The following is a 21,895-nucleotide window of genomic DNA, read 5'->3' on the forward strand; positions in this document are numbered from 1 at the left end:
TGCTGAAGCAACCGCGCCTCGGCGCGAGAATGTGCCAAGGCACATTCTTTTTTATATGATAGGAAATTGCGTTTTCACACAATAGCTTCACACAATTTGAGAAGATTCAAAGGGAGAGTTTTCGGGCAGTCCGTAAAAAGAGTGGTCCGTGAAACGCTCTCGTGAAAAAAGATTTAGAAGAAGGAGTCAGAATCATGAAGGTTACATTGAAAGATGGAAGTGTAAAAGAGTATGCACAGCCGATGTCCGTTCTGGACGTAGCAAAAGATCTGAGCGAGGGTCTTGCAAGAGTAGCATGTGCAGGAGAGGTTGACGGAGAGATTGTAGACCTGCGCACCGTTCTTGATAAGGATTGCGCTCTGAACATCCTGACTGCAAAGGATGCAGGCGGTCTGTCCACCCTGCGCCACACCGCAAGCCATGTGATGGCTCAGGCAATCAAGCGTCTGTACCCGAGCGCCAAGCTGGCAATCGGTCCGTCTATCGCAGATGGTTTCTACTATGATATCGATTTCGAGACCCCGATCACATCTGATGACCTTGGCAAGATCGAGGCAGAGATGAAGAAGATCGTGAAAGAGGCTCTGCCGTTGGAACGCTTTGAGCTTCCGAGAGAAGAGGCAATCGCTCTGATGAAGGAGAAAGAGGAGCCATACAAGGTAGAGCTGATTGAGGATCTGCCGGAGGGCGAGACGATCAGCTTCTATCGTCAGGGAGAGTTCACCGATCTGTGTGCAGGTCCGCATCTGGCAAGCACGAAGGAAATCGGCAAGGCATTCAAGCTGATGAGCATTGCCGGTGCTTACTGGAGAGGCGATGAGCACAACAAGATGTTGACCAGAATCTATGCAACTGCTTTCGCAAAGAAGGAAGAGCTTGAGGCTTACATCACGATGATGGAGGAAGCAAAGAAGCGTGACCACAGAAAGCTGGGCAAGGAGCTTGGTCTGTTTATGATGCACGAGGCTGGTCCGGGATTCCCGTTCTTCCTGCCGAAGGGCATGGTGCTGAAGAACGTTCTGCTTGACTACTGGAGACAGATCCACAAGAAGGCCGGATATGTTGAGATTTCTACCCCGGTTATCTTGAACCGTAGCCTGTGGGAGACTTCCGGTCACTGGGATCACTACAAGGAGAACATGTACACGACTGTGATCGACGGTGAAGATTACGCAATCAAGCCGATGAACTGTCCGGGTGGTGTTCTGGTTTACGCTTCTGAGCCGCGTTCCTACCGCGATCTTCCTCTGCGTATGGGTGAGCTTGGTCTCGTTCATCGTCATGAGAAATCCGGTCAGCTTCACGGTCTGATGCGTGTTCGCTGCTTCACCCAGGATGATGCACACATTTTCATGACCCCGGAGCAGATCAAGGATGAGATCAAGGGTGTAGCAAACCTGATCGACAGCGTTTATAAGCTGTTTGGCTTCAAATATTATGTAGAGCTGTCCACAAGACCGGAAGACAGTATGGGAAGCGATGAGGACTGGGAGGTAGCAACCGACGGCCTGAGAAATGCACTCGACGAGCTTGGTCTTGACTATGTAGTCAACGAGGGCGACGGCGCATTCTACGGACCGAAGATTGACTTCCATCTGGTAGATGCAATCGGACGTACCTGGCAGTGTGGTACGATCCAGCTTGACTTCCAGCTTCCGCAGAGATTTGAGCTTGAGTACATCGGTGCAGATGGAGAGAAGCATCGTCCGATCATGATCCACCGCGTTGTATTCGGTTCGATCGAGCGTTTCATCGGTATCCTGATCGAGCACTTTGCAGGTGCATTCCCGACCTGGCTGGCTCCGGTACAGGTAAAGGTACTGCCGATCTCCGACAAGTATCTTGACTATGCACAGAAGGTAAAGGCAGAGCTCGATGAGGCTGGTATCCGTGCAGAGCTTGACACTCGTTCCGAGAAGATCGGTTACAAGATCCGTGAGGCTCAGAAGAACAAGATCCCGTACATGCTGGTTGTTGGACAGAAGGAGGAGGAGAATAACCTCGTAGCTGTTCGTAGCCGTTTCAAGGGCGATGAGGGTCAGAAGAGCCTTGCAGACTTCTTGTCTGACATTCAGGGCGAGATCGAGCGCAAGGAGAACCGCAAGGTAGAGGTTGTCACTGAGAACAAGTAAGATCGGAATCAGACTGAGATCAGAATCAGACTAAGCCCACAACCAGACGATGAGCGGTCATGATTTTTTGAGAAAAAAGTCTTGATAATAGAATAAGTTTTTTAAATAGATGCATACTATTCCTGATGCCAGATCATCATTATTTTTGGATCAAGGAGGTATGCATTTATTATGACGAAACTTGAATGTTCTGTCACAAACTGTCTGCACAATTCCGACCACTGCTGTTGCCGTCAGGCGATCGTCGTGGACGGTCAGGATGCAAGCACGAAAGAGGAGACCTGCTGTTGCAGTTTTGACGAGAAAAAGGAGGGCAGTTTCACGAATGTCTTCCAGACTCCGGAGAAAAAGCTCGAGATCAGCTGTGAGGCGGTAAAATGTATGTACAATGAGGGACATCGCTGTATGGCAGATCACATCGGAATCACCGGCGACTATGCGACGAGTGCAGACCAGACGCTGTGTGCGAGCTTTAAAATGTAAGACTTAACAGAAATTAAAAAGGTTATGCAGACTCATGCAAATGTGGGGGCATAACCTTTTTTCTTTTTATCATTTCAAATCATTAAATTTTTTTAAAGAGAAAAAAAGTTGTATTTTCAAGTTTACTTTTAGATGGAAGTAGACTATAATGTAGCAGGGTGTTTTTGGGATACCCGCTAAAATCCTGTTAAGATGGCAGGAAATTCTAAAAATTCTAAGATAAAGGTAGGTGAACAGAATGGACGGCGACAGTCATGGACGAAGTAGAAGCACAGGATCGGAAACAGACGGCAGTCTATTCTGTTTCTTTGCATATCAAAAAGACGCCAGAAGTGCGTCCATCGATTTGCTCTGATTTTCTGATCCTGTTCGGAATTCGTCCCTGTTTGCAAGCGCAGTGTGAAGTTTTCAAAAATAAATAATGGAAGAAAAGAGAAGACTTCAGGAGTACTGCATCAAAAACTGAATAAGGGGGATCTAACATGGAAAATAAAGTACAGGAAGATTACAAGTCCGAAATCCTGGAAATTATCCGGGGAAATGCATCACCGGGTGTTCTGCGCGGACAGCTTGAAGACTACCATGAGAATGATCTGGCAGAAGTCTTTCCGAAATTGACAGTGGTGGAGCGACAGAAGGTCTGTCGTGTTCTCGATACGGACATGATCTCGGATATCTTCGAGCACATCGATGAGCGTGAGGCGGCCGGATATTTAAATGAGATGGACATCAAGAAGGCAGCATCCATCCTCTCCGGAATGGAGACGGATGCGGTTGTCGATGTTCTGAAAATGGAGCCGAAGGAGAAGCGGGCACTTCTGATTGAGCTCATGGATGATGATGCGAGAAAGAGCGTCGCAGTGATCGCTTCCTTTGACGAGGAAGAGATCGGTAGCTGGATGACGACAAACTGCATCGTGATCCGGGAAAATCTGACCGCCAGACAGGCGATGGGAAGCCTCGTCAGCCAGGCAGGGAAGAATGACAACATCTCAACGCTGTTTATGGTCACAGACGACCACACGTTTTACGGCGCGATGGATTTAAGAGATCTGCTCACAGCACCGCCGGAAGCACCGCTTGAGGATTTGATTGTCACGTCTTACCCGTATGTGTACGGTCATGAGGCGATTGATGACTGTATCGAAAAACTGAAGGATTATTCGGAGGACTCCATCCCGGTTCTGGACAACAGCAACCGTCTTCTCGGAGTCATTACCTCCCAGAGCATCGTAGAACTTGTTGATGATGAGATGGGAGAAGATTACGCAAAACTCGCAGGTTTGACCGCGGAGGAAGATCTCAAGGAACCGCTTAAGGAGAGTATGAAAAAACGTCTGCCGTGGCTTCTGATTCTTCTTGTCCTCGGTATGTTGGTATCATCGGTGGTAGGCTTGTTTGAGAATGTGGTGAGTCAGCTTCCGCTGATCATGTGCTTCCAGTCTCTGATTCTGGACATGGCAGGAAACGTCGGCACCCAGTCTCTGGCTGTCACGATCCGCGTTCTGATGGATGAGTCCCTGACTGTGCGTCAGAAGCTGGAGCTTGTGTGGAAAGAGATGCGAATCGCGTTCTCAAACGGTATGATTCTCGGTGTTCTCTCGTTCTCGGTGATTGGACTTTACATTGTATTCTTTAAGGGAAAGACGTTTGCCTTTGCCTATGCGGTATCAGGATGTATTGGTCTGGCACTTGTGCTCGCAATGCTGATTTCCGGCGCAGTCGGCACGCTGATTCCGCTCTTTTTCAAGAAGATTCACGTAGACCCGGCAGTTGCGTCTGGTCCGTTGATCACGACAATCAACGACCTTGTTGCAGTTATTTCTTACTATGGTCTGAGCTGGATTTTCCTGATTGAGATGATGCATTTAGCAGGTTGATAAAGAAGTTGATGAGGAAATGAATTACCACGTCTGATCCAGTTGGTCAGGCGTGGTACTCTGCGATTTTGATAGATCAACAGTCAAAAAAAACATACAAAAAGAAAAAGATACGAAAGAAAGAGGAGAAGTTGGGAAACTGAGAAAAATGGTTTCTCTCTTCTCTTTTTTTGCGTCCAACCACTTGACAAAGAATGAAAATGTGGTAATATAAACATATGAACAGATATTCATATGAAAGCGATTTAGGCGAGACGAGAACGATCAGGGGATAGAATAGAAGACAGAGAATGTTGGAAAATCATGGAGAGTCGAAGCGATCATAGGAATACAAAATGGGAAAGAAACGGAGGTTTTGATGACCAGAGAAGAGAAAGCAAGGATTGAAGAAGAAGTGGAAGAGGGAACCTGTGAATTCATGCACGTCCATGAAGCGATTGTGGAAAAGGTGGAGCGTGTGATGCCGGATGAGCAGGAGCTTCTTGATCTGTCTGAGTTTTTTAAGATTTTTGGAGATTCGACGAGAATCAAGATCCTGTATGTGCTCAGCCAGTCTGAGATGTGTGTCTGTGACATTGCGACCCTTCTGCAAATGGGACAATCGGCAATCTCTCATCAGCTCAGAACCTTAAAGCAGATGAGACTGGTGTCCTTTCGCAGGGAGGGAAAGACCGTTTTTTACAGGTTGGCAGATGCGCATATTCAGACGATTCTGGCTCAGGGTATGGAACATATCAGCGAGTAGAGAAATTTTGAAGATGCCAACAGAGCTGAATCGAATCGCACGCAAAATCTTTGCGGGCGTTGATTTAAACAGATCGTAACTGGGACGGACGAATGAACGGAACAGTTGCAAATAAACAAAGCTAAAAGAAAAGCTAAAAAAGCAAGAAGAAAGAAAAAAGAAAGCAAAGAAAAAGAAAAGGAGACAAAATCATGAAGAAGATCATCAAACTTGAGGGACTGTGCTGTGCAAACTGTGCTGCAAAGATTGAGGAGGGTGTTAAGAAGCTCGATGGTGTCAAGGAGGCATCTTTAAGTTTTATGACCCAGCGTCTTGTGATTGAGGCTGAGGACGGAATGGAAGATCAGGTTGTTGAGGGTGCAAGAAAGATTGCAGACAAGATTGAGCCGGAGGCAGAGTTCAAGGTTTTGCGCTAAGATTCGATTAAAAACCACGCCTGATGGCATAGGAAATGGTATGGGAATTTCAGACAGATTTCCGGAGAGCGCCGGAAAGAAAGGATGGCTGTGATGACAAAAAAACAGAAAAAGATGGTAACGAGGCTTAGTGCCAGCGCCGTATTTTTCATTCTGGCGCTGATTCTGGAAAAACGGTCTGCATTTTCGTGGATTCCGTTTCTTGTGGCGTATCTCTTTGCCGGATATGACATTCCTCTGCGTGCCTGCCGAAACATCACAAAGGGAGAGGTTTTCGATGAGAACTTCCTGATGTCGGTGGCGACAATTGGAGCGATCATTGTCGGCTCCCTCGAGGAAGCTGTGGCGGTTATGCTGTTTTATCAGATCGGAGAGCTCTTCAACGATTATGCGGTCAACAAGTCGAGAAAGTCGATCACAGATCTGATGGACATTAATCCGGAGTATGCGAACCTCCTGAGAGATGGACAGGAGGAGCAGGTTGATCCGTATGAGGTTGAGGTCGGTGACACGATTGTGATTCGCCCGGGCGAGAAAGTTCCGCTTGACGGCATTGTCAGAAAGGGAAATTCGACGCTCGACACGAAGGCGCTGACAGGTGAGTCGATGCCGGTTGAGGTCGCAGAAGGTCAGGCAGTTGTCAGTGGATCGATCAATCTGAGCGGAGTGCTTGAGGTCGAGACGACGAAACTCTTTGATGATTCGACGGTTTCCAAGATTCTTGAACTTGTCGAGAATGCAAGCTCGAGAAAGGCGAAGGCAGAAGCCTTTATCACGCGGTTTGCGAGAGTCTACACGCCGATCGTTGTCGTTCTTGCGGTGATTCTTGCGGTGATTCCGCCGATTCTTCTCGGCGGTGGATGGAGCACCTGGGTATACCGCGCATGCAGTTTCCTTGTTGTATCGTGTCCGTGTGCGCTTGTGATTTCCGTTCCGCTTAGTTTCTTTGGCGGTCTCGGCTCCGCCTCTAAAAATGGTATCCTGATGAAGGGAAGCAACTATCTTGAGGCAGTCGGAAGTCTCGACACCGTTGTGTTTGATAAGACGGGAACACTGACAACCGGACAGTTTGAGGTCAGCGAGATCTCCTCGGTTCGCATGACGAGGGAGGAGCTTCTCGAGCTTGCAGTCCTTGCAGAACATCACTCAAATCACCCGATTGCGCTCTCGATCAAGAAGGCGTATGGCAAAGAAGTCGATACCGCGCGGATTGGCAGTGTCGAGGAGATTTCCGGTCAGGGTATCCATGCTCAGATCGAGAAAGATGGAGTCTGGAGAGATCTCTACATCGGAAACCAGAAGTTGATGAAGGCATGTGGGGCTGTCGTCGAACAGCCGACGGCTCTGCTTGGAACAACGCTTTATCTCGCAGAGACAAATCAGTATCTCGGCGCAATCGTGATCTCTGATTCGATTCGTCCGGATGTGCCGAAGGCACTTGAGGGTCTGCGCCGTCACGGAGTCAAGAAACTTGTGATGCTGACCGGAGACCGCGAGGAGGTCGGACGAAAAGTCGGAGAGAGTCTTGGACTCGATGAGGTTTACGGAAATCTTCTCCCGGGCGATAAGGTCAAGAAGGTGGAAGAACTTCTCAGCAAAAAAGCACCCGGAAAGACGCTCGCATTTGTCGGAGACGGAATCAATGATGCTCCGGTACTTGCGCGCGCCGATGTCGGCATCGCGATGGGTGGAATCGGTTCGGATGCTGCGGTCGAGGCAGCGGATGTCGTCATCATGGATGATGAGCCGTCGAAAATTGTGGACGCGATTCTGATTGCATCCAAGACGGTCGGAATTGTTCGCCAGAACATCCTGTTTGCGATCGGTGTCAAGGTACTTGTGCTGATTCTCGTCGCTCTCGGATATGCTTCGATGTGGGCAGCAGTGTTCGGAGATGTCGGTGTCTCGGTTCTCGCGATCCTCAATGCGATCCGTGCGCTCTCCTACAAGAGAGAAGATTAAGAGAGAAAGTTAATTAAGCTTTCGCCTTTTTATTTCTTTTTATTGTGTTTTTACCGCCTTCTCCGGCAGAAGAAAAATAAAAATCATCGAGCTGATGAACAGCATCGACGGATAGAAGAGGCAGGGAATGATCTCAAACGCAGAGAGCTCATAGCCGAGTTCGTGCACAGCAGAGATCGCGACAAGCATCTGTGCGCCGTAGGGGATGATGCCCTGAGAGATGCACGAAAACGTGTCGAGCAGGGAGGCTGTCTTCCGAGGGCTGATGCCGTAGTCCTCGGACATCTCCTTTGCGATCGGATTTGCCATGACGATCGCGACGGTGTTGTTTGCCGTTGCAATGTCGAGCAGGGCGACGAGAAGACCGATGCCGAGCTGTCCGCCCTTTCTTCCACGGAAGATCTTGTGGATGGTCTCAAGCAGAACGTCAAAACCGCCGTTTTCGCGGATCAGTGCACACATTGCGGAGACGAGAATCGCGACCATGCAGGTCTCAAACATTCCGGAAGTGCCCGATCCCATGTTGGAGAGCATCTCCCACGGTGTCGTCTGTCCGGTTCCGAGCATGATCAGCGCGCCGGAGACGATGCCGGTTAAGAGCACGAGAAAGACCTGAATTCCCGCAATTCCGCCGAGAAGCACGAGAAGGTAGGGAATCATCTGAATCAGGTTGTAGGAATGGCTGATCGATGTTCCCGGGTCCTGACGGAAGGACACGATGAGAATCAGAATCAGCGAGGAAACTGCGGAGGGGAGCGCGATTCCGAAGTTCTCGCGAAACTTGTCCTTCATCGCACATCCCTGACCGTTGCAGGCGGCGATCGTCGTGTCTGAGATGAATGAGAGATTGTCCCCGAACATTGCTCCGCCCATCACGGATGCCGTGCACAGCGCAAGAGAAAATCCTGAAGTCTCAGCGACTGCGGTTGCAATCGGGACGAGAAGTGTGATCGTTCCGACTGAAGTTCCCATCGAGGTCGACACAAAGCAGGCAACGACAAAGAGGACGGCGACGGAGAAGCGCGCCGGAATCAGGGAGAGCATCAGGTAGGCGACACTCTCGGCACTGCTTCGCCCGACGACACCTACGAAAGTTCCGGCGGTCAGAAAGATCAGGAGCATCGTGATGATATTCTTGTCTCCGACTCCCTGCGCCATGAGTTCGAGTTTGCGGTCAAACGAAATTTTTCGGTTCTGGAGACAGGCAGTCAGGATCGCGAGCAGAAAGGCGACGACGATCGGAATGTTGTAGAAGCCCATCGGAATTTTCATAATGTATTCCGAGAAAATTCCAAGCCCCAGATAGAAGACGAGAAAGACCGCAATCGGGAGCAGGGCAGAAAGTTTCTTGTTTTTCATAGATGATAAACCCCCCATAATGTGTTAAAAAAAGATATTAGTTAAGGTATCGGTTAATAAAGTTAATAAATTTCGAAGCAATTCATTTATTGTATCATAAACGAAAAGTTCCGACAAGCCGGGAGAAGAGGATGCTTGCGTCGACTTGAACTCAGGAAGGGTATATCTACTCTGAATATAGGTTGTGTCGCGAGTAAACGATGACAATAAAGTGCGATTGGCTGAAAATTATGACAAATAAGAGGAAGAGTTGTTAAGTTTCGCACATTGACAAAGCTTTCTTTGCCTGTTATTATTTGAACATGGAACGAGGGTGTTGCATGAAAAGGGGATCGTCTGCCCAGATGATCGAATTCACGCCCTCCTTTGCATATCGGGGGACGGAAGGGCAGTCCGAAACCCATGCAAAGAAAAGGAGAAAAACGATGAGCAAGTATAATAAGGATGACATCATCCGTCTCGTAGAAGAAGAGGACGTCGAATTCATCCGTTTACAGTTTACTGATATTTTCGGTATGCTGAAAAACGTAGCCATCACCGCCAGTCAGTTGCCGAAAGCACTGGAGAATCGATGCATGTTCGACGGTTCCGCAATTGAAGGTTTTGTCCGGATTGAAGAATCGGATATGTATCTGTATCCGGATTTAGATACATTTGAGATATTTCCATGGAGACCCCAGCAGGGAAAGGTTGCACGCCTGATGTGTGATGTCTACCGCCCGAACAGAGAGCCGTTTGAGGGTGATCCGAGATATGTGCTGAAGCGGGTGCTCAAGGAGGCCGAGGACATGGGATATGCGTTCCATGTCGGTCCGGAGTGTGAGTTCTTTCTCTTCCACACGGATGACAACGGAAGACCGACGACGCAGACGCATGAGATGGCAGGTTACTTTGATGTCGCTCCGATCGACATGGCAGAGAATGTGCGCCGTGACATTGTGCTGAATCTTGAGGAGATGGGATTTGGCGTTGAGGCCTCCCACCATGAGCTTGCACCGGCTCAGCATGAGATCGATTTGGAGTATATGGACGGTCTGACCGCAGCGGACAACATTATGACGTTTAAGATGGCGGTCAAGTCAATTGCGAAGCGTCATGGACTGCATGCGACCTTTATGCCGAAGCCGAAGGCAGGTGTCAATGGTTCCGGCATGCACATCAACATGTCTTTGGCAAATCTGTCAGATGGCACGAATGCCTTCGCAGATCCGTCGGACAGACTGGGACTGAGCAAGGTTGCCTATCAGTTTATGGCAGGAATCTTAAAGCACATCAAGGAGATGACTGTGCTGACCAATCCGCTTGTCAACTCCTATAAGCGCCTTGTGCCGGGCTACGATGCTCCGGTCTATGTGGCATGGTCGGCATCCGCAAACCGCAGTACGATGATCCGCATCCCGTCCTCGAGAGGGGAGAGCACCCGCATTGAACTGCGTTGCCCGGATTCGGCAGTGAACCCGTATCTGGCACTGGCAGCGTGTCTGTCCGCCGGTCTTGAGGGAATCCGCAACAATCTGACCCCACCGCCGAGCGTGGATACAAACATCTTTGCGATGTCAGATGAAGAGATGGCAGAGCATCATATCGATCAGCTTCCGGAGACACTCGGGGAAGCACTGGAACACTTTGAGGGAAGTGAATTTGCGAAAAATCTTCTTGGAAATCATATTTATACGAAATATCTGGAAGCTAAGGCGGAGGAGTGGAAGAAGTTCCGCGCCGAGGTGACAGACTGGGAAGTAGAGGAATATCTGTACAAGTTTTAAGAGAGATAGATATCCATTCAGAAAAGTTTCTGCCCTGGAGGTGAGAGAGGTTGGCAAATGTGATCGTTGCTTTCTCCAAACCGGAGGATGCCAAGAATATTAAAAATATACTCGTGAGAAACGGATTTCAGGTGAACTCTGCCTGCACATCCGGTGCTCAGGCACTTTCGTTGACGGAGGATCTGAGTAGCGGGATCATTGTGTGTGGCTATCGACTGACGGACATGCTCTTTACGGAGCTTTATGAGTACATGCCGAAAGATTTTTCGATGTTGATGATCTCCTCACCGAGCAAGTGGGCGACGAGTATGCCAGAGGACATCGTCTGTCTTCCGATGCCGATGAAAGTACATGATCTGGTGGATACGCTGGAGATGATGGTTCAGGCGCAGACGAGACGTCGAAGAAAGCAGAGACAGCAACCCAAACAGCGCAGTGGGGAAGAACAGCGCGTGATTGATCAGGCAAAGAGTCTTCTTATGGAGCGCAACAACATGACCGAGGAGGAGGCTCATCGTTACATACAGAAATGCAGCATGGACAGCGGAACGAATCTGATCGAGACTGCACAGATGGTGATCAGTCTAATTAATGTATAGGGCAGGAGAAAAGGTTTATGAAATTTACAAAGATGCAGGGCATCGGAAATGATTATGTATATGTGAATGCGTTCGAGGAGAAGATTGACGATCCAAATGCAGTATCAAGGTTTGTGAGCGACCGCCATTTTGGAATCGGATCGGACGGTCTGATCATGATTTGTCCGTCTGAGATCGCAGACTGCCGGATGCGCATGTTCAATGAGGATGGCAGTGAGGGCGCCATGTGCGGAAACGGAATCCGCTGTGTCGGAAAATATGCCTACGATCACGGAATTGTGGACAGCCTTGAGATCGATGTCGAGACGAAGGCAGGAATCAAGCATCTCAGTATGACCTCAGAAAACGGAAAAGTTGTCGCAGTCACGGTCGATATGGGAGTTCCGGAGCTGACGAGTGAGCTTCCGGAGAAGATTCATGTGAATGGACAGGATCTTGAGTTCACCGGAATCAGTGTCGGAAATCCGCATGCAATCTATTATGTCGAGGATGTGGACGGTTTAGATCTCGAGAAGATCGGACCGGATTTTGAGAACCATGAGCGTTTCCCGGATCGCGTGAACTCGGAGTTTGTCCGCGTGATTGACCGGGAGCATGTGCAGATGCGTGTCTGGGAGCGCGGAAGCGGGGAGACCTGGGCGTGCGGAACGGGTGCGACCGCGTGTGCAGTCGCAAGCATGATGCATGGCCTTGTCGAGGATGAGGTCGAAGTCCAGCTGAGGGGCGGAAATCTTCAGATCCGCTGGGACCGCGAGAGCGGCCATGTGTTTATGACCGGTCCGGCAGTTGAGGTCTTTAACGGTGAGATTGATCTTGATGCGCTGATGTAATAATTTTTTGGCAAATTGACGAAAGAGAGCGAAAAGAGATAAACTTTTGTTTGTAAAATTTCTGATTGACAATCCGTTAAGAAACGTTTATGATACCTAATATAAAAAAGTGATAGAGATCCGAATGAGAGCGAAGGCGTTCAAACCCAATGGTTTGGACGCCTTTTTTTCGTTTTACAGAGGATTTTCTGAGACTTTTGATGGCGTTTGAAAGATGTTTGAAATCTGAGAAAAGAATTCTGGAAACACAAAGCGATAACAGGGAGGATAAGAGAAATGGATGACATTGACAGAAAGATTTTAAAACTGCTTCAGGAGAATGCAAGAGTATCGTTGAAAACGATTGCAGAGAGTACATTTCTCTCTTCACCGGCGGTTTCCGCCCGGATTGAGAAGCTGGAGAAAGATGGCGTGATTGCCGGTTATCATGCGCTCGTAGATCCGATGAAGCTGGGATATCACATTATCGCTTTCATCAATCTGGATGTGATGCCAGAGGACAAGCCGAAGTTTTATGCCTACGCAGAAAATATTCCAAATGTGCTTGAGTGCAACTGTGTGACGGGAGCATATTCCATGCTGCTCAAGGTGGCATTCCAGAGCACGATGGAACTCGATATCTTTATCGGACAGCTTCAGAAATACGGAAAGACGAGCACGCAGATCGTGTTCTCGACGCATGTGGGACCGCGCGGGGTTGATGTGGAGGAAGCGTAATTGATAGGAATCACTTTGACAATCTTTATTGGATTTGGGATCTGCATTGCGATGCAGATTTCCAATATTTGAGTTTTTGAGAGTGAAATCTTGAGAGAAAACCGGTTATCGCAGGGAAATGGTTATGTTTCCCCGATAGCCGGTTTTTTGTTTTGTATGCCAGAAACTTTTTCAACTTTATGGGCATTAGGAGACGGCTTTTTCTTTCACCAGAACGGTCGGATAACCGTCTGCGCGGAGTGTTTTTTCCATCCAGGCAGCGTTGTCAAGATTTAAGTAGGCACCGACGCGCACCTTGTAGAGACCGTTTTCGGCGACGAGGAAGGCGGGATAGCCCTTTGCAGTCAGTTCACGCAGCTGTCTCTCGGCATTTGCGCGGTTCCGGTAGACGCCGACTTGAATCTGGTAATATTCCGGCGATTCGCTCTCTTTAGCTAAAGTTTCCAGAATGCCGTCTGCGATTGCCTGGGCGGTCTTCTCAAAGTTCTGGTCAAAGTACTGGTTGTCGGCTTCATTATCGAGGAAGCCAGCCTCTATGAGGACTGCGGGCATTCGTGTTTTTCGCAGCACAATCAGTCCGGGGCGCTCGGAAATTCCGAGATTTCGGTATCCGGCATTCTCAAGCTGTGAGTTGATATTTTGTGCCATCAGTTCCGCCGGCCCGCCGTTCTGATAGATCAGGCTCATGATTCCGGAGGCGGTTCCGGGCTCTGGCATTGCGTTGCGGTGAATGGAGATGAAGTAGTCGGCTCCCCATCTGTTTGCGATTTCCGCCTTTTCCTGTGGAGTCTGGTAGACATCCGTCACCCTTGTGTAGCCGACAGGGATTCCGCGCTCACTTAAAATCTGACCGACGGCGAGTGCAAGCGCAAGGTTATCGTCTTTTTCCTGCCGATTTTCATAGACGGCGCCGGGATCGGCACCGCCATGTCCGCTGTCAATGATAATTCTATTTTGCTCTGCCAATGGAAACTCCTTTCCTGTCCGAGAGTGCATTTCATCCTGTTCGGACGCGAATCTCATCACACTTATTATACTTATAGACTTATCTTACGATATGTACAGAAGGATTGTTCTTGTTACGGTGAAAAATTTTTTCCATGATTTTTCTTCCTGTCCGATCCCTCACTTTGCCAAAATCTGCTAACATGCCATGCATCTTGGCATTACATCTACATTTCAGAGAATTCCGCAAAAGAGGGAAAAGTCGTCCGTGCAGACTCAAGATAGCTCTGTGCGAGCGGAGAGAGTGTGCGGTCCTGGCACCACGCGGCGATGCAGCTGTATGATTCCGGCGGATCGAAGGAAAAGAGATGGTCCGACGAAAAGTGGGAGGCCTCCCTCGGCAGAATCACATTTCCGTAGCCGAGACGGATCAGGTCGAGAAGGACATTCAAGCGCCCTCGGGTGATGATTTTCGGGGAGGAGATGCCATTTTCCTGTAAGAGCCGTGTCTGGATCTGCGACAGGAAGGTATTTTCAAGGCTCATCATCATCGACTCATCCGCAAAGTTTCGGAGACGGAAACCGTTTCTCTGGCTTTCTGCAAGCCCCGGAGACTGCGGGGCTGCATAGAAGACAAGTTCGGAGGTGAAGAGACATTCCTGGGCAAAATAGGGGGTTTCAGATGGGTTTCCCATAAAGAAGCCGAGATCCACGGTTCCGTCACTGACGAGGCTTTTTACGCGGTCGCCGCTGCAGACATTTAAGTGGAGCGTCACATCCGGAAACTGTCTCTGGATCATCGGGTGAACAGTCTCTTCGAGAAAGCGCGCAAAGAGATTCTGAACGGCGATCGTCAGCGTCGTCTTGCGGTCGAGTTTGCTCGCATGGAGGCGGTTTAGGACATCCTGCTCAATGTGAAGCATACTGCGGACGCCATTTATGAAAATCTTCCCGGCATTTGTGAGAATCAGGCGGTTGTGCTTCCGATAGAAGATCGGTGTCCCGAGCGTGTCCTCGACTCCTTTTAGATAGCGGGAGAGAGCCGGCTGGGAGAGAAAGAGACTCTCCGCGGCGTTTGAGAGACCGCCCTGATCGACGATCGCCACGATGTAGCGGAGTGTCTTCGTGTCAAAATTGATTTCCTCCGGATTGACCGGAGAATCGGGAAACGAATTCGGATTCTGTTTTTCTTTGCTCACAGCTGCGGAACCTCCTTCAAGAATGATTCGATCTCAGGACCAGGAATCAGCTCCTGAGAAGGTGTTTTTAGCCGCTCTTCGATCAAAATGCCGAGCAGGCACCGCTCCACGTCCGTCAGGAGTCTTCCGCTCTTGTAGCGCAGATAGGAGATCTCGAAACAGGGCGGGTCGAGACGGAAATATGCAAGTTCCGGAGTCGGCTTTACGTAACGGCTTGAGATGAAGCCCACGCCGGCACCCTTTCGGATCATTGCATCCACGGTCATTCCGTTTCCGGATTCAAAGGCGATGACCGGGGCAAAACCAGCGGATTGGAAGAGTTTTTCTGCCACGATTCGAATGTTGTTTTTCTGACCGGGAAGGATGAACGGGGTGTCCCGGAACGCCTGAATCGGGATTGAGACGAGCTGGTTAGGGTCTGCGAGATGCGCGAGCGGGTGGAAGGAGGGAACCGCAAGGACGAGTTCCTCCCGGCAGACGGGCAGATTGCAGACATCGGAGTAACTTGAGTGAAGGTTGACCCCGAAGGCAAAGTCGACGTGGCTGCGGTGGATCTCTTCTTCCTGATGGGAGGAGTAAATCTCGCTGAGAGACAGATCAACTGTCGGGAAGAGGGAGGAAAAGCGGCTGAAAACCCGGCTGAAAAGCTCTGCTCCGCGGTACGGCGTCGAGGCGATGCGGATCGGATCTGAGATTCCGTGAGTCAGACGGTTGATTGTCTGAAGTGTACTGTTCTTGACGGTGAGGATGTTCTGGGCGGCATCGAGATAGAGCTTTCCTGCCGGAGTCGGGTACATGTGTTTCCGGTAGCGGACAAAAAGTTTGACGCCGAGGATCCGTTCCTGTTCTGCGAGAAATTTGCTCAGAGCTGCCTGCGAGATCCCGAGCCTTTCCGATGCGGCGGAGATTCCCTGGCAGGAGGCGATCGTGATCAGATAGTTGTATTGCTTTGTATTCATAAATAAACTCCTTTCGGTTGTCGTAGGAGAAAACCCACTGCCCGTAGGCGTTGAAGGAGAAGAAAACAGCTATCCGGCTGGATTCCTTTGAGAGAATCTGACCGGGTAGCTGTTTTGCGTTCTTGTATCACATGTCAAGTTAAGGATTTTGTTTGGCTTGAATGATATTTTCCTTCGGTCCGTGAACGGCTGTTACATCTCCGGAACCGGGGTCGGGCGGGCGGAATCAAAGACATTCTCTGCCTGGAAAAGATCGTCGAGCTTTCTCGTCGACGGATCTTCAGCGGTGATATCTTTCCACATCCGGTAACCGTCAAGGTTTCGTCTGCCCTGACGGAAATAGTCCTGACCGAACTGAACCCAGGCTTTTGTGGAGTCTACGGTGCAGAAATAGCGGAAACCGACGCTGTGCAGGTAGTTGAAACGCTCATTTTCGTTCGTGTACGGATGCCAGTCTCCGACATCCGCGCCAAACGGGAAGAGGATGATGTCGGTCGGTCCGATCAGAGACTCGACCTCGTTTTCCCACTTGTCGGTGTCAGTCTTGAAACGCTCATAGTCAACCGTTCCGAGATTCAAATGTCCCCAGCTGTGGGAGGCAAGCTCCCAGCCCTGATCGCGCAGGCACTGTGCAACCTTTGTGGCTTCCTCGCGGTCCTGCTCGTAAGTCGGAGAGGTCTCTGCATAGGAGGAAGAAGTGCGGTAGCCGAGGATGCCCTCATAGCCGGTGAAGGCGAGAACCGCGCGCGCGCCCTTGTACGAGAAGTCCGGATGTTCGCCGATAAAGTCCTCGAGAATCGGAACGAGATCGAACGATCCGGTCGTCGTGGAGCCGTCGTCCATCTTCATCTCACAGGTCGGCTTGCCGTCATCCCCGATGATAATCCGGCTTGCAAATCCATCCCCGTCCATGTAAGGATAGTAACACAGGTCATCCTGGGACATTACGAACGGAATCTTGCCTTCCGGAAGCATGATCGTGCCCGGTTTCATCACCGGATTTCCGTTCTCGTCTGTTGTCTCGTAGGCGAGATCGTGAAGACGGACAAGGACGTATCCCTCGTCGTACATCGTCTGAATGATCTTGTTGAACTCGTCGACCGTCGTCATTACCTGATTGTAACCGGCAGTCCGGCTGTCCCCGTCAAAGGCTTTGGCGGTGTCCCAGACCAAGGTGTGAAAGAAAACGTGAGTCACGGTGTTGACATCGACCTGTACGAGGGTTGATTTCGTGTTCTCATAACCGGCAATCGCCTCCTGCACAGCAGGGTCGCCAGCGTAGGCGCTGTCTGAGAGAAGTGCGATTGCACCGTCGTAGTCATAGCCAGTCGCAAGCGCACTTGCCTGCTCAAGGAGGGACTCCTGTGTCGTCTCGACAGAGACAGCCTCATCGGTCTCATTTGTCGCGTCGGAGGAGGTAGCTTCATTCGAGTCTGCCCCGATAACGATGGAGTTTTCACCGTTTCCATTTCCATTATTTTTCATTTTTCCGGCAAAAAATATAGCACCTGCACAGCAGATGCCGACGAGTAATACACAGCCCCCGATAATTGGACCGCGTCTGTGTCGGTTTTTCCGTCTGCGATTGTCTGCCCGTATGTACTCAAAATGATCCATTCTGATCCCTCATTTCTTCCGAAACGATCCCCAAAGTCGTCCCGGGTATTTGATTTTTGTGCTTTCCAAACGGTTTCTTGATGGAGATCGACACATCTGTTTCTTACAGTTTGGAAGTACCTTTATCATATCATAATCCGGCAAAAAAGGCTATATGGGGAATTCTTACAATCCCATAAATAAATGCGAAAAAAGAGTGATTGTATAACGAATAAAATTCTTAATTTCACCACTTCTTGTCTTGAAACTAAAAGATTACTGAAATCATAAGATGATCGCACTTTCCATAGACTGAAAACAAAGAGAGTAAGCGGATTGAGAGAAGGGTTGAATGAGACAGGTTTGGCGGTTCCGTTTTCTGATTGTTTGGAGTCTGGTTCTGGTGTTGACGGGAAATGTGATTCTCTTTCCGGTGTCTGCGGGGCAGGGGGAAGAGAGCATCGCAAACGTCTCAGCTCCAAGTGTGATTTTGATGGAGGCATCGAGTGGTCAGGTTATTTATGAGAAGGATGCGGATCAGAGGAGGAGTCCGGCGAGTGTGACGAAGGTGATGACGCTGATTCTGATTTTTGATGCACTTGCATCCGGGAAAATTCGACTTGAGGATGAGGTTGTGACGAGTGCGCGGGCGAAAGCAATGGGAGGATCTCAGGTGTTTCTCGAGGAGGGCGAGATTCAGACCGTGGAGACCCTGATCAAATGCATTGTCATTGCGTCGGGAAACGATGCATCGGTGGCGATGGCGGAGTACATTGCGGGAACAGAGGAGGAGTTTGTTAAGCGGATGAATGAGCGCGCCAAGGGGCTTGGCATGACGAATACGCATTTTGTGGACTGCTGTGGACTGACGGAAGATCCAGAGCATCTGACGACTGCGCGGGATATTGCGCTGATGTCGCGGGAACTGATCACGCGTTACCCTCAGATTCAGCAGTATTCGACGATCTGGATGGAAAATATTACCCATGTGACAAAACAGGGGACAAAGGAATTTGGTCTTGCAAACACGAACAAACTCTTGAAAATGGCAGTTGATTTCCGGGTGACCGGCTTAAAGACAGGTTCTACCTCTCTGGCAAAATACTGTGTTGTCGCGACAGCAGAGAAGGATGGGGTCGAGCTGATCGCAGTGGTCATGGCAGCGCCTGATTATAAGACCCGTTTTGCAGATGCGCGGACGCTGTTAAACTATGGATATGCAAACTGCAAGCTCTACCGGGATACAGAGATGCCGGAGCTTGCGAGCATTCCCGTGCGGGGCGGAAAAGAAGATGCGATTCCGCTGGTCTATGAAGGCGAATTTTCCTATCTTGGAATGGACGGGGAGGACTTCTCGGCGGTGGAGAAAAAACTTCAGATTCCGGAGGAGATCGAGGCACCGGTCGAGAAGGGAGAGCGAGTCGGAGTTTTGCGCTATGAGTTGAACGGAAAGGTGATGGGGGAAGTCGGAATTTTGACGGACGCAGGGATGGAGCGCGCCGGATACACAGACAGTCTCGGGCGTGTGATCCAAAAATTTATGCAGTTTTGTCGCACGAAACCCGATCAATCGGAACAGACCGGACAAAGAGAGCAATCAAAGCAATCCGAACAAGTGGAATCAGCAGAATAATCCGAAGAACTCGATCCGTCAGATCGGAACGTTTCTACTTATGTATAATGATATAAATGTAGGGGAACTCTATGGCAGCAGCGGTTCGTGGATATTGACTTTCAGGCAGGGGAATGTTACTATAAAAAGAGAATTTTCGAGAAAGATAATGCGTCTGTCGGGGCGAAAGGGAGCGGAGTGAGACGCAGTAGGATAAGTGGAGGAAAGTTTGGAGAAAAAACGGTGAAGTTTGAAGATGAAGTCATGCATGCGAACATGCAGGAAGTGCAGATTTGCATGGAGTTCGGAAATATGTATTTTGATCGTGTCAGGCTGATAGATACGGAGAACTGCCGGCAAATTCGGATTGACAGAGAGGGAAAATCAGTAGATGATGGTCCCTGCCGTTATGGGATGGATGCAGAGTCATGCGAGCATGTGCAGAATTGTTATGCAAACAGGAAAACCTGTCGGTTTGAGTGGATTCACGACCGGATTTTCCGTGTGATGACGGTTTCGATTGTGATGCAGAGAGAAAATGGAGAAGACGGAAGATTCTGCCTGGAGCTGTTGGAAGAGAAGACGGATTTCTCTGTATATAAGACACTGACGGATGGAATGAAGTTGGAGGAGATGGAAGCGGAAGCCGATCGGGCATATTTTGATTCTATGACTGGTGTTTATAGTCGCAGAGTGTTCGATGAGCGCGTATTTGTGCCAGAATTTTTGAATGAGCGGATTACCTTCGTTGTTGCAGATCTGCGGAAATTTAAGCGTATCAACGATGAACACGGTCATGAGGCGGGAGATCGCATCCTCCGGCGTGTTGCCGAGACAATAAAATCAAGTCTGAGAAAGACCGATTTGATTATTCGGATTGGTGGAGATGAGTTTTTGCTTGTCCTAAAGAATTGTCCGCATTACTGGGCGGAGAAGAAGATGCATGTCATCTCGGCAAAGTTAATGGCAAAGAGCAAGTTGGAAGACGGGCATGGAATTTTGGCAAGGGTTGATTTCGGAATTGCGGAAGATCACTGCTTTGACGGGACGGAGGAGAGCATTCACCGTCTGTTTAACGAAGCTGACCGGAACATGTATGAGATGAAACGCGGGAAAAAATAGGCAATGAAGTAAGTGATAAATAAGTAATGAATGAAGCGATAAAAAGAATAAGGTGATAGAAAGAAGCAAATGAGTAAATAAGTAATAAAAATAGATAAGCAATAAAAATAAGTGACAGATCGGAGAGACAAAAGAGAAGGGAAGCGATGAAGGTGCAGAAGAATAAATCTGATCTGATCGAGGGAGGGATCGTCCAGTCGATGCTGGTGTTTGCGATCCCTCTTCTTATCGGAAATCTGTTTCAGCAGTTATATAACACGGCAGACTCTTATGTTGTGGGAAACTTTGTGGATACGAATGCGCTGGCTGCGGTCGGAGCATCTGCGTCCGTCATCAATATGTTGGTGGGATTTTTTATGGGACTTTCCGCCGGCGCCGGTGTTGTGATTTCGCAGTCATTCGGTGCAAAAAAGAAGGAAGAATTAAGTCAGGCGGTTCACAGTGCACTCTGGCTGACCGGTGTGCTCAGCATTCTTTTTACAGTTGTCGGAATTTCTGTGACAAGACCGCTTCTCAAAGCGATCGGAGTTCCGGAGGAGGTTCTTCCTCATTCAACGCTCTATCTGACGATCTATTTTGCAGGAATCACATTTGCACTCTTCTATAATATGGGAGCTGGAATCCTGCGTGCAGTCGGCGATTCGAGAAATCCTCTTATTTACTTGGCTGTGGCAAGTATCACAAATATCATTCTTGATTTTGTTCTTGTCTGCGGGGCAAAACTTGGAGTTGCGGGAGTCGCTCTTGGTACTCTGATTGCTCAGGCGTTCAGTTCGTTTCTCGTCATGCGTCAGCTTGTGTGTGCAAAAGAAGATTACCGGGTGGAGTGGAGAAAGATCCGCTTTCACAAGGCAGTGGTAAAGCGAATTGTCGAGATCGGTTTTCCGGCGGCTCTTCAGCAGAGTATCACGGCGTTTTCCAATGTCATTGTGCAGTCCTACATCAACAGTTTTGGAGCTGCGGCGATTGCGGGATATTCCACGACAATCCGAATCGATGGTTTCCTTCAGCTCGTGCTTCAGAGCTTCAATATGACAATCACGACGTTTGTGGGTCAGAATATCGGAGCGCGTCGGAGCGATCGAGTGAAGAAAGGCATTTTCTCAGCATGGCTGATGTGCTCGTCGGTGATTCTCGTCGGATGTTTCGTGATGAATTTAAAGGGCGAAGATCTTGTGCGCTTCTTTACAAGTGATGAAGCGGTTATTGCAAATGGTGGTGCGATGCTGCATCTCTTCTCTTATGCATACATTTCTCTGCCGGTTGTCCAGATTTTGAGTGGAGCGCTTCGTGGAGTTGGAAAGTCGAGCATTCCGATGTATTTCATGCTTGCAAGTTTTGTTGTGCTTCGTCAGATCTATCTGGCAATTTCAGTTCCGAGAACTCACAATCTGATGGTTGTGATGGCAGGATGGCCGATCACCTGGGTGATCTGTGCGATCGGAATGGCGATTTATTTCTTTAAGGTAGACTGGTTAAAGAGTGCCGAGGAGAAACTCGCAAAGCAGATCTAAAAAAAGCAATAGGAACGAAGAAAAAATAGGAACGAAGAAAAACAATAAGAATCATAAAG

At 49.2% G+C, this 21,895-nt stretch carries 19 protein-coding genes; 14 read left to right on the forward strand and 5 right to left on the reverse strand.

Annotated elements, in window-relative coordinates; all coding sequences use genetic code 11:
• The first annotated feature begins 194 nt into the window (after window positions 1-194).
• The 7 genes from thrS to AC4EVX_RS11425 all read left to right on the forward strand — a co-directional run bounded on the left by thrS (window position 195) and on the right by AC4EVX_RS11425 (window position 7,618).
• Complete coding sequence (thrS, locus tag AC4EVX_RS11395) at window positions 195-2,132, forward strand: threonine--tRNA ligase (protein WP_308450742.1); 1,938 nt, start codon at window positions 195-197, stop codon at window positions 2,130-2,132.
• A 171-nt stretch (window positions 2,133-2,303) separates the two neighbouring features.
• Window positions 2,304-2,615: a DUF1540 domain-containing protein gene (locus AC4EVX_RS11400; protein WP_177977018.1), complete on the forward strand. Its 312-nt coding sequence runs from the start codon at window positions 2,304-2,306 to the stop codon at window positions 2,613-2,615.
• A gap of 254 nt (window positions 2,616-2,869) precedes the next feature.
• Complete coding sequence (locus tag AC4EVX_RS11405) at window positions 2,870-3,037, forward strand: hypothetical protein (protein ID WP_177977019.1); 168 nt, start codon at window positions 2,870-2,872, stop codon at window positions 3,035-3,037.
• 60 nt (window positions 3,038-3,097) lie between these two features.
• Complete coding sequence (gene mgtE, locus AC4EVX_RS11410) at window positions 3,098-4,495, forward strand: magnesium transporter (protein ID WP_490160249.1); 1,398 nt, start codon at window positions 3,098-3,100, stop codon at window positions 4,493-4,495.
• A 358-nt stretch (window positions 4,496-4,853) separates the two neighbouring features.
• Window positions 4,854-5,240 (forward strand): metalloregulator ArsR/SmtB family transcription factor, encoded by a 387-nt coding sequence (locus AC4EVX_RS11415; RefSeq protein WP_177977021.1) that lies wholly within the window; start codon window positions 4,854-4,856, stop codon window positions 5,238-5,240.
• 191 nt (window positions 5,241-5,431) lie between these two features.
• Entirely contained in the window at window positions 5,432-5,656 is a 225-nt protein-coding gene (locus tag AC4EVX_RS11420) for a cation transporter (protein ID WP_177977022.1), read from the forward strand.
• 93 nt (window positions 5,657-5,749) lie between these two features.
• Window positions 5,750-7,618 (forward strand): heavy metal translocating P-type ATPase, encoded by a 1,869-nt coding sequence (locus tag AC4EVX_RS11425; protein ID WP_490160250.1) that lies wholly within the window; start codon window positions 5,750-5,752, stop codon window positions 7,616-7,618.
• Between the two features lie 39 nt (window positions 7,619-7,657).
• Here AC4EVX_RS11425 and AC4EVX_RS11430 read toward each other — a convergent pair whose 3' ends face one another.
• Window positions 7,658-8,977: a Na+/H+ antiporter NhaC family protein gene (locus tag AC4EVX_RS11430; RefSeq protein ID WP_490160251.1), complete on the reverse strand. Its 1,320-nt coding sequence runs from the start codon at window positions 8,975-8,977 to the stop codon at window positions 7,658-7,660.
• 425 nt (window positions 8,978-9,402) lie between these two features.
• On the opposite strand from AC4EVX_RS11430, the gene glnA reads away from it, so the two are divergent.
• The 4 genes from glnA to AC4EVX_RS11450 all read left to right on the forward strand — a co-directional run bounded on the left by glnA (window position 9,403) and on the right by AC4EVX_RS11450 (window position 12,889).
• Window positions 9,403-10,743: a type I glutamate--ammonia ligase gene (gene glnA / locus AC4EVX_RS11435; protein WP_490160252.1), complete on the forward strand. Its 1,341-nt coding sequence runs from the start codon at window positions 9,403-9,405 to the stop codon at window positions 10,741-10,743.
• Window positions 10,744-10,793: 50 nt separating this feature from the next.
• Window positions 10,794-11,342, forward strand: a complete 549-nt coding sequence (locus AC4EVX_RS11440; protein ID WP_177976598.1) for an ANTAR domain-containing response regulator — start codon at window positions 10,794-10,796, stop codon at window positions 11,340-11,342.
• 17 nt (window positions 11,343-11,359) lie between these two features.
• Window positions 11,360-12,172, forward strand: a complete 813-nt coding sequence (dapF, locus tag AC4EVX_RS11445) for a diaminopimelate epimerase (RefSeq protein WP_177976599.1) — start codon at window positions 11,360-11,362, stop codon at window positions 12,170-12,172.
• Window positions 12,173-12,448: 276 nt separating this feature from the next.
• Entirely contained in the window at window positions 12,449-12,889 is a 441-nt protein-coding gene (locus tag AC4EVX_RS11450; RefSeq protein WP_177976600.1) for an Lrp/AsnC family transcriptional regulator, read from the forward strand.
• Window positions 12,890-13,075: 186 nt separating this feature from the next.
• Here the strand turns inward: AC4EVX_RS11450 and AC4EVX_RS11455 are convergent, their stop codons facing one another.
• From AC4EVX_RS11455 to AC4EVX_RS11470, 4 genes are all read right to left on the reverse strand, one after another.
• On the reverse strand, window positions 13,076-13,855 hold the full coding sequence (locus AC4EVX_RS11455; protein ID WP_177976601.1) for an N-acetylmuramoyl-L-alanine amidase: 780 nt from the start codon (window positions 13,853-13,855) through the stop codon (window positions 13,076-13,078).
• Window positions 13,856-14,061: 206 nt separating this feature from the next.
• Complete coding sequence (locus AC4EVX_RS11460) at window positions 14,062-15,033, reverse strand: LysR substrate-binding domain-containing protein (protein WP_177976602.1); 972 nt, start codon at window positions 15,031-15,033, stop codon at window positions 14,062-14,064.
• Window positions 15,030-15,992 (reverse strand): LysR substrate-binding domain-containing protein, encoded by a 963-nt coding sequence (locus AC4EVX_RS11465; protein ID WP_177976603.1) that lies wholly within the window; start codon window positions 15,990-15,992, stop codon window positions 15,030-15,032. Before AC4EVX_RS11465 ends, AC4EVX_RS11460 begins: the two co-directional genes overlap by 4 nt.
• 192 nt (window positions 15,993-16,184) lie before the next feature.
• Window positions 16,185-17,609 carry a polysaccharide deacetylase family protein gene (locus tag AC4EVX_RS11470; protein WP_177976604.1) on the reverse strand — a complete coding sequence of 475 codons (1,425 nt, stop codon included), beginning with the start codon at window positions 17,607-17,609 and terminating at the stop codon, window positions 16,185-16,187.
• A gap of 331 nt (window positions 17,610-17,940) precedes the next feature.
• Here AC4EVX_RS11470 and AC4EVX_RS11475 point away from each other — a divergent pair, with 331 nt between their 5' ends.
• The 3 genes from AC4EVX_RS11475 to AC4EVX_RS11485 all read left to right on the forward strand — a co-directional run bounded on the left by AC4EVX_RS11475 (window position 17,941) and on the right by AC4EVX_RS11485 (window position 21,836).
• Complete coding sequence (locus AC4EVX_RS11475; RefSeq protein ID WP_177976605.1) at window positions 17,941-19,221, forward strand: serine hydrolase; 1,281 nt, start codon at window positions 17,941-17,943, stop codon at window positions 19,219-19,221.
• A 222-nt stretch (window positions 19,222-19,443) separates the two neighbouring features.
• Window positions 19,444-20,322 (forward strand): diguanylate cyclase, encoded by an 879-nt coding sequence (locus AC4EVX_RS11480; protein WP_177976606.1) that lies wholly within the window; start codon window positions 19,444-19,446, stop codon window positions 20,320-20,322.
• 152 nt (window positions 20,323-20,474) lie between these two features.
• Window positions 20,475-21,836, forward strand: coding sequence for an MATE family efflux transporter (locus AC4EVX_RS11485; protein WP_490160253.1), 1,362 nt, complete (start codon window positions 20,475-20,477; stop codon window positions 21,834-21,836).
• Window positions 21,837-21,895 lie beyond the last annotated feature (59 nt).

This window comes from Brotaphodocola sp., from assembly GCF_983179755.1.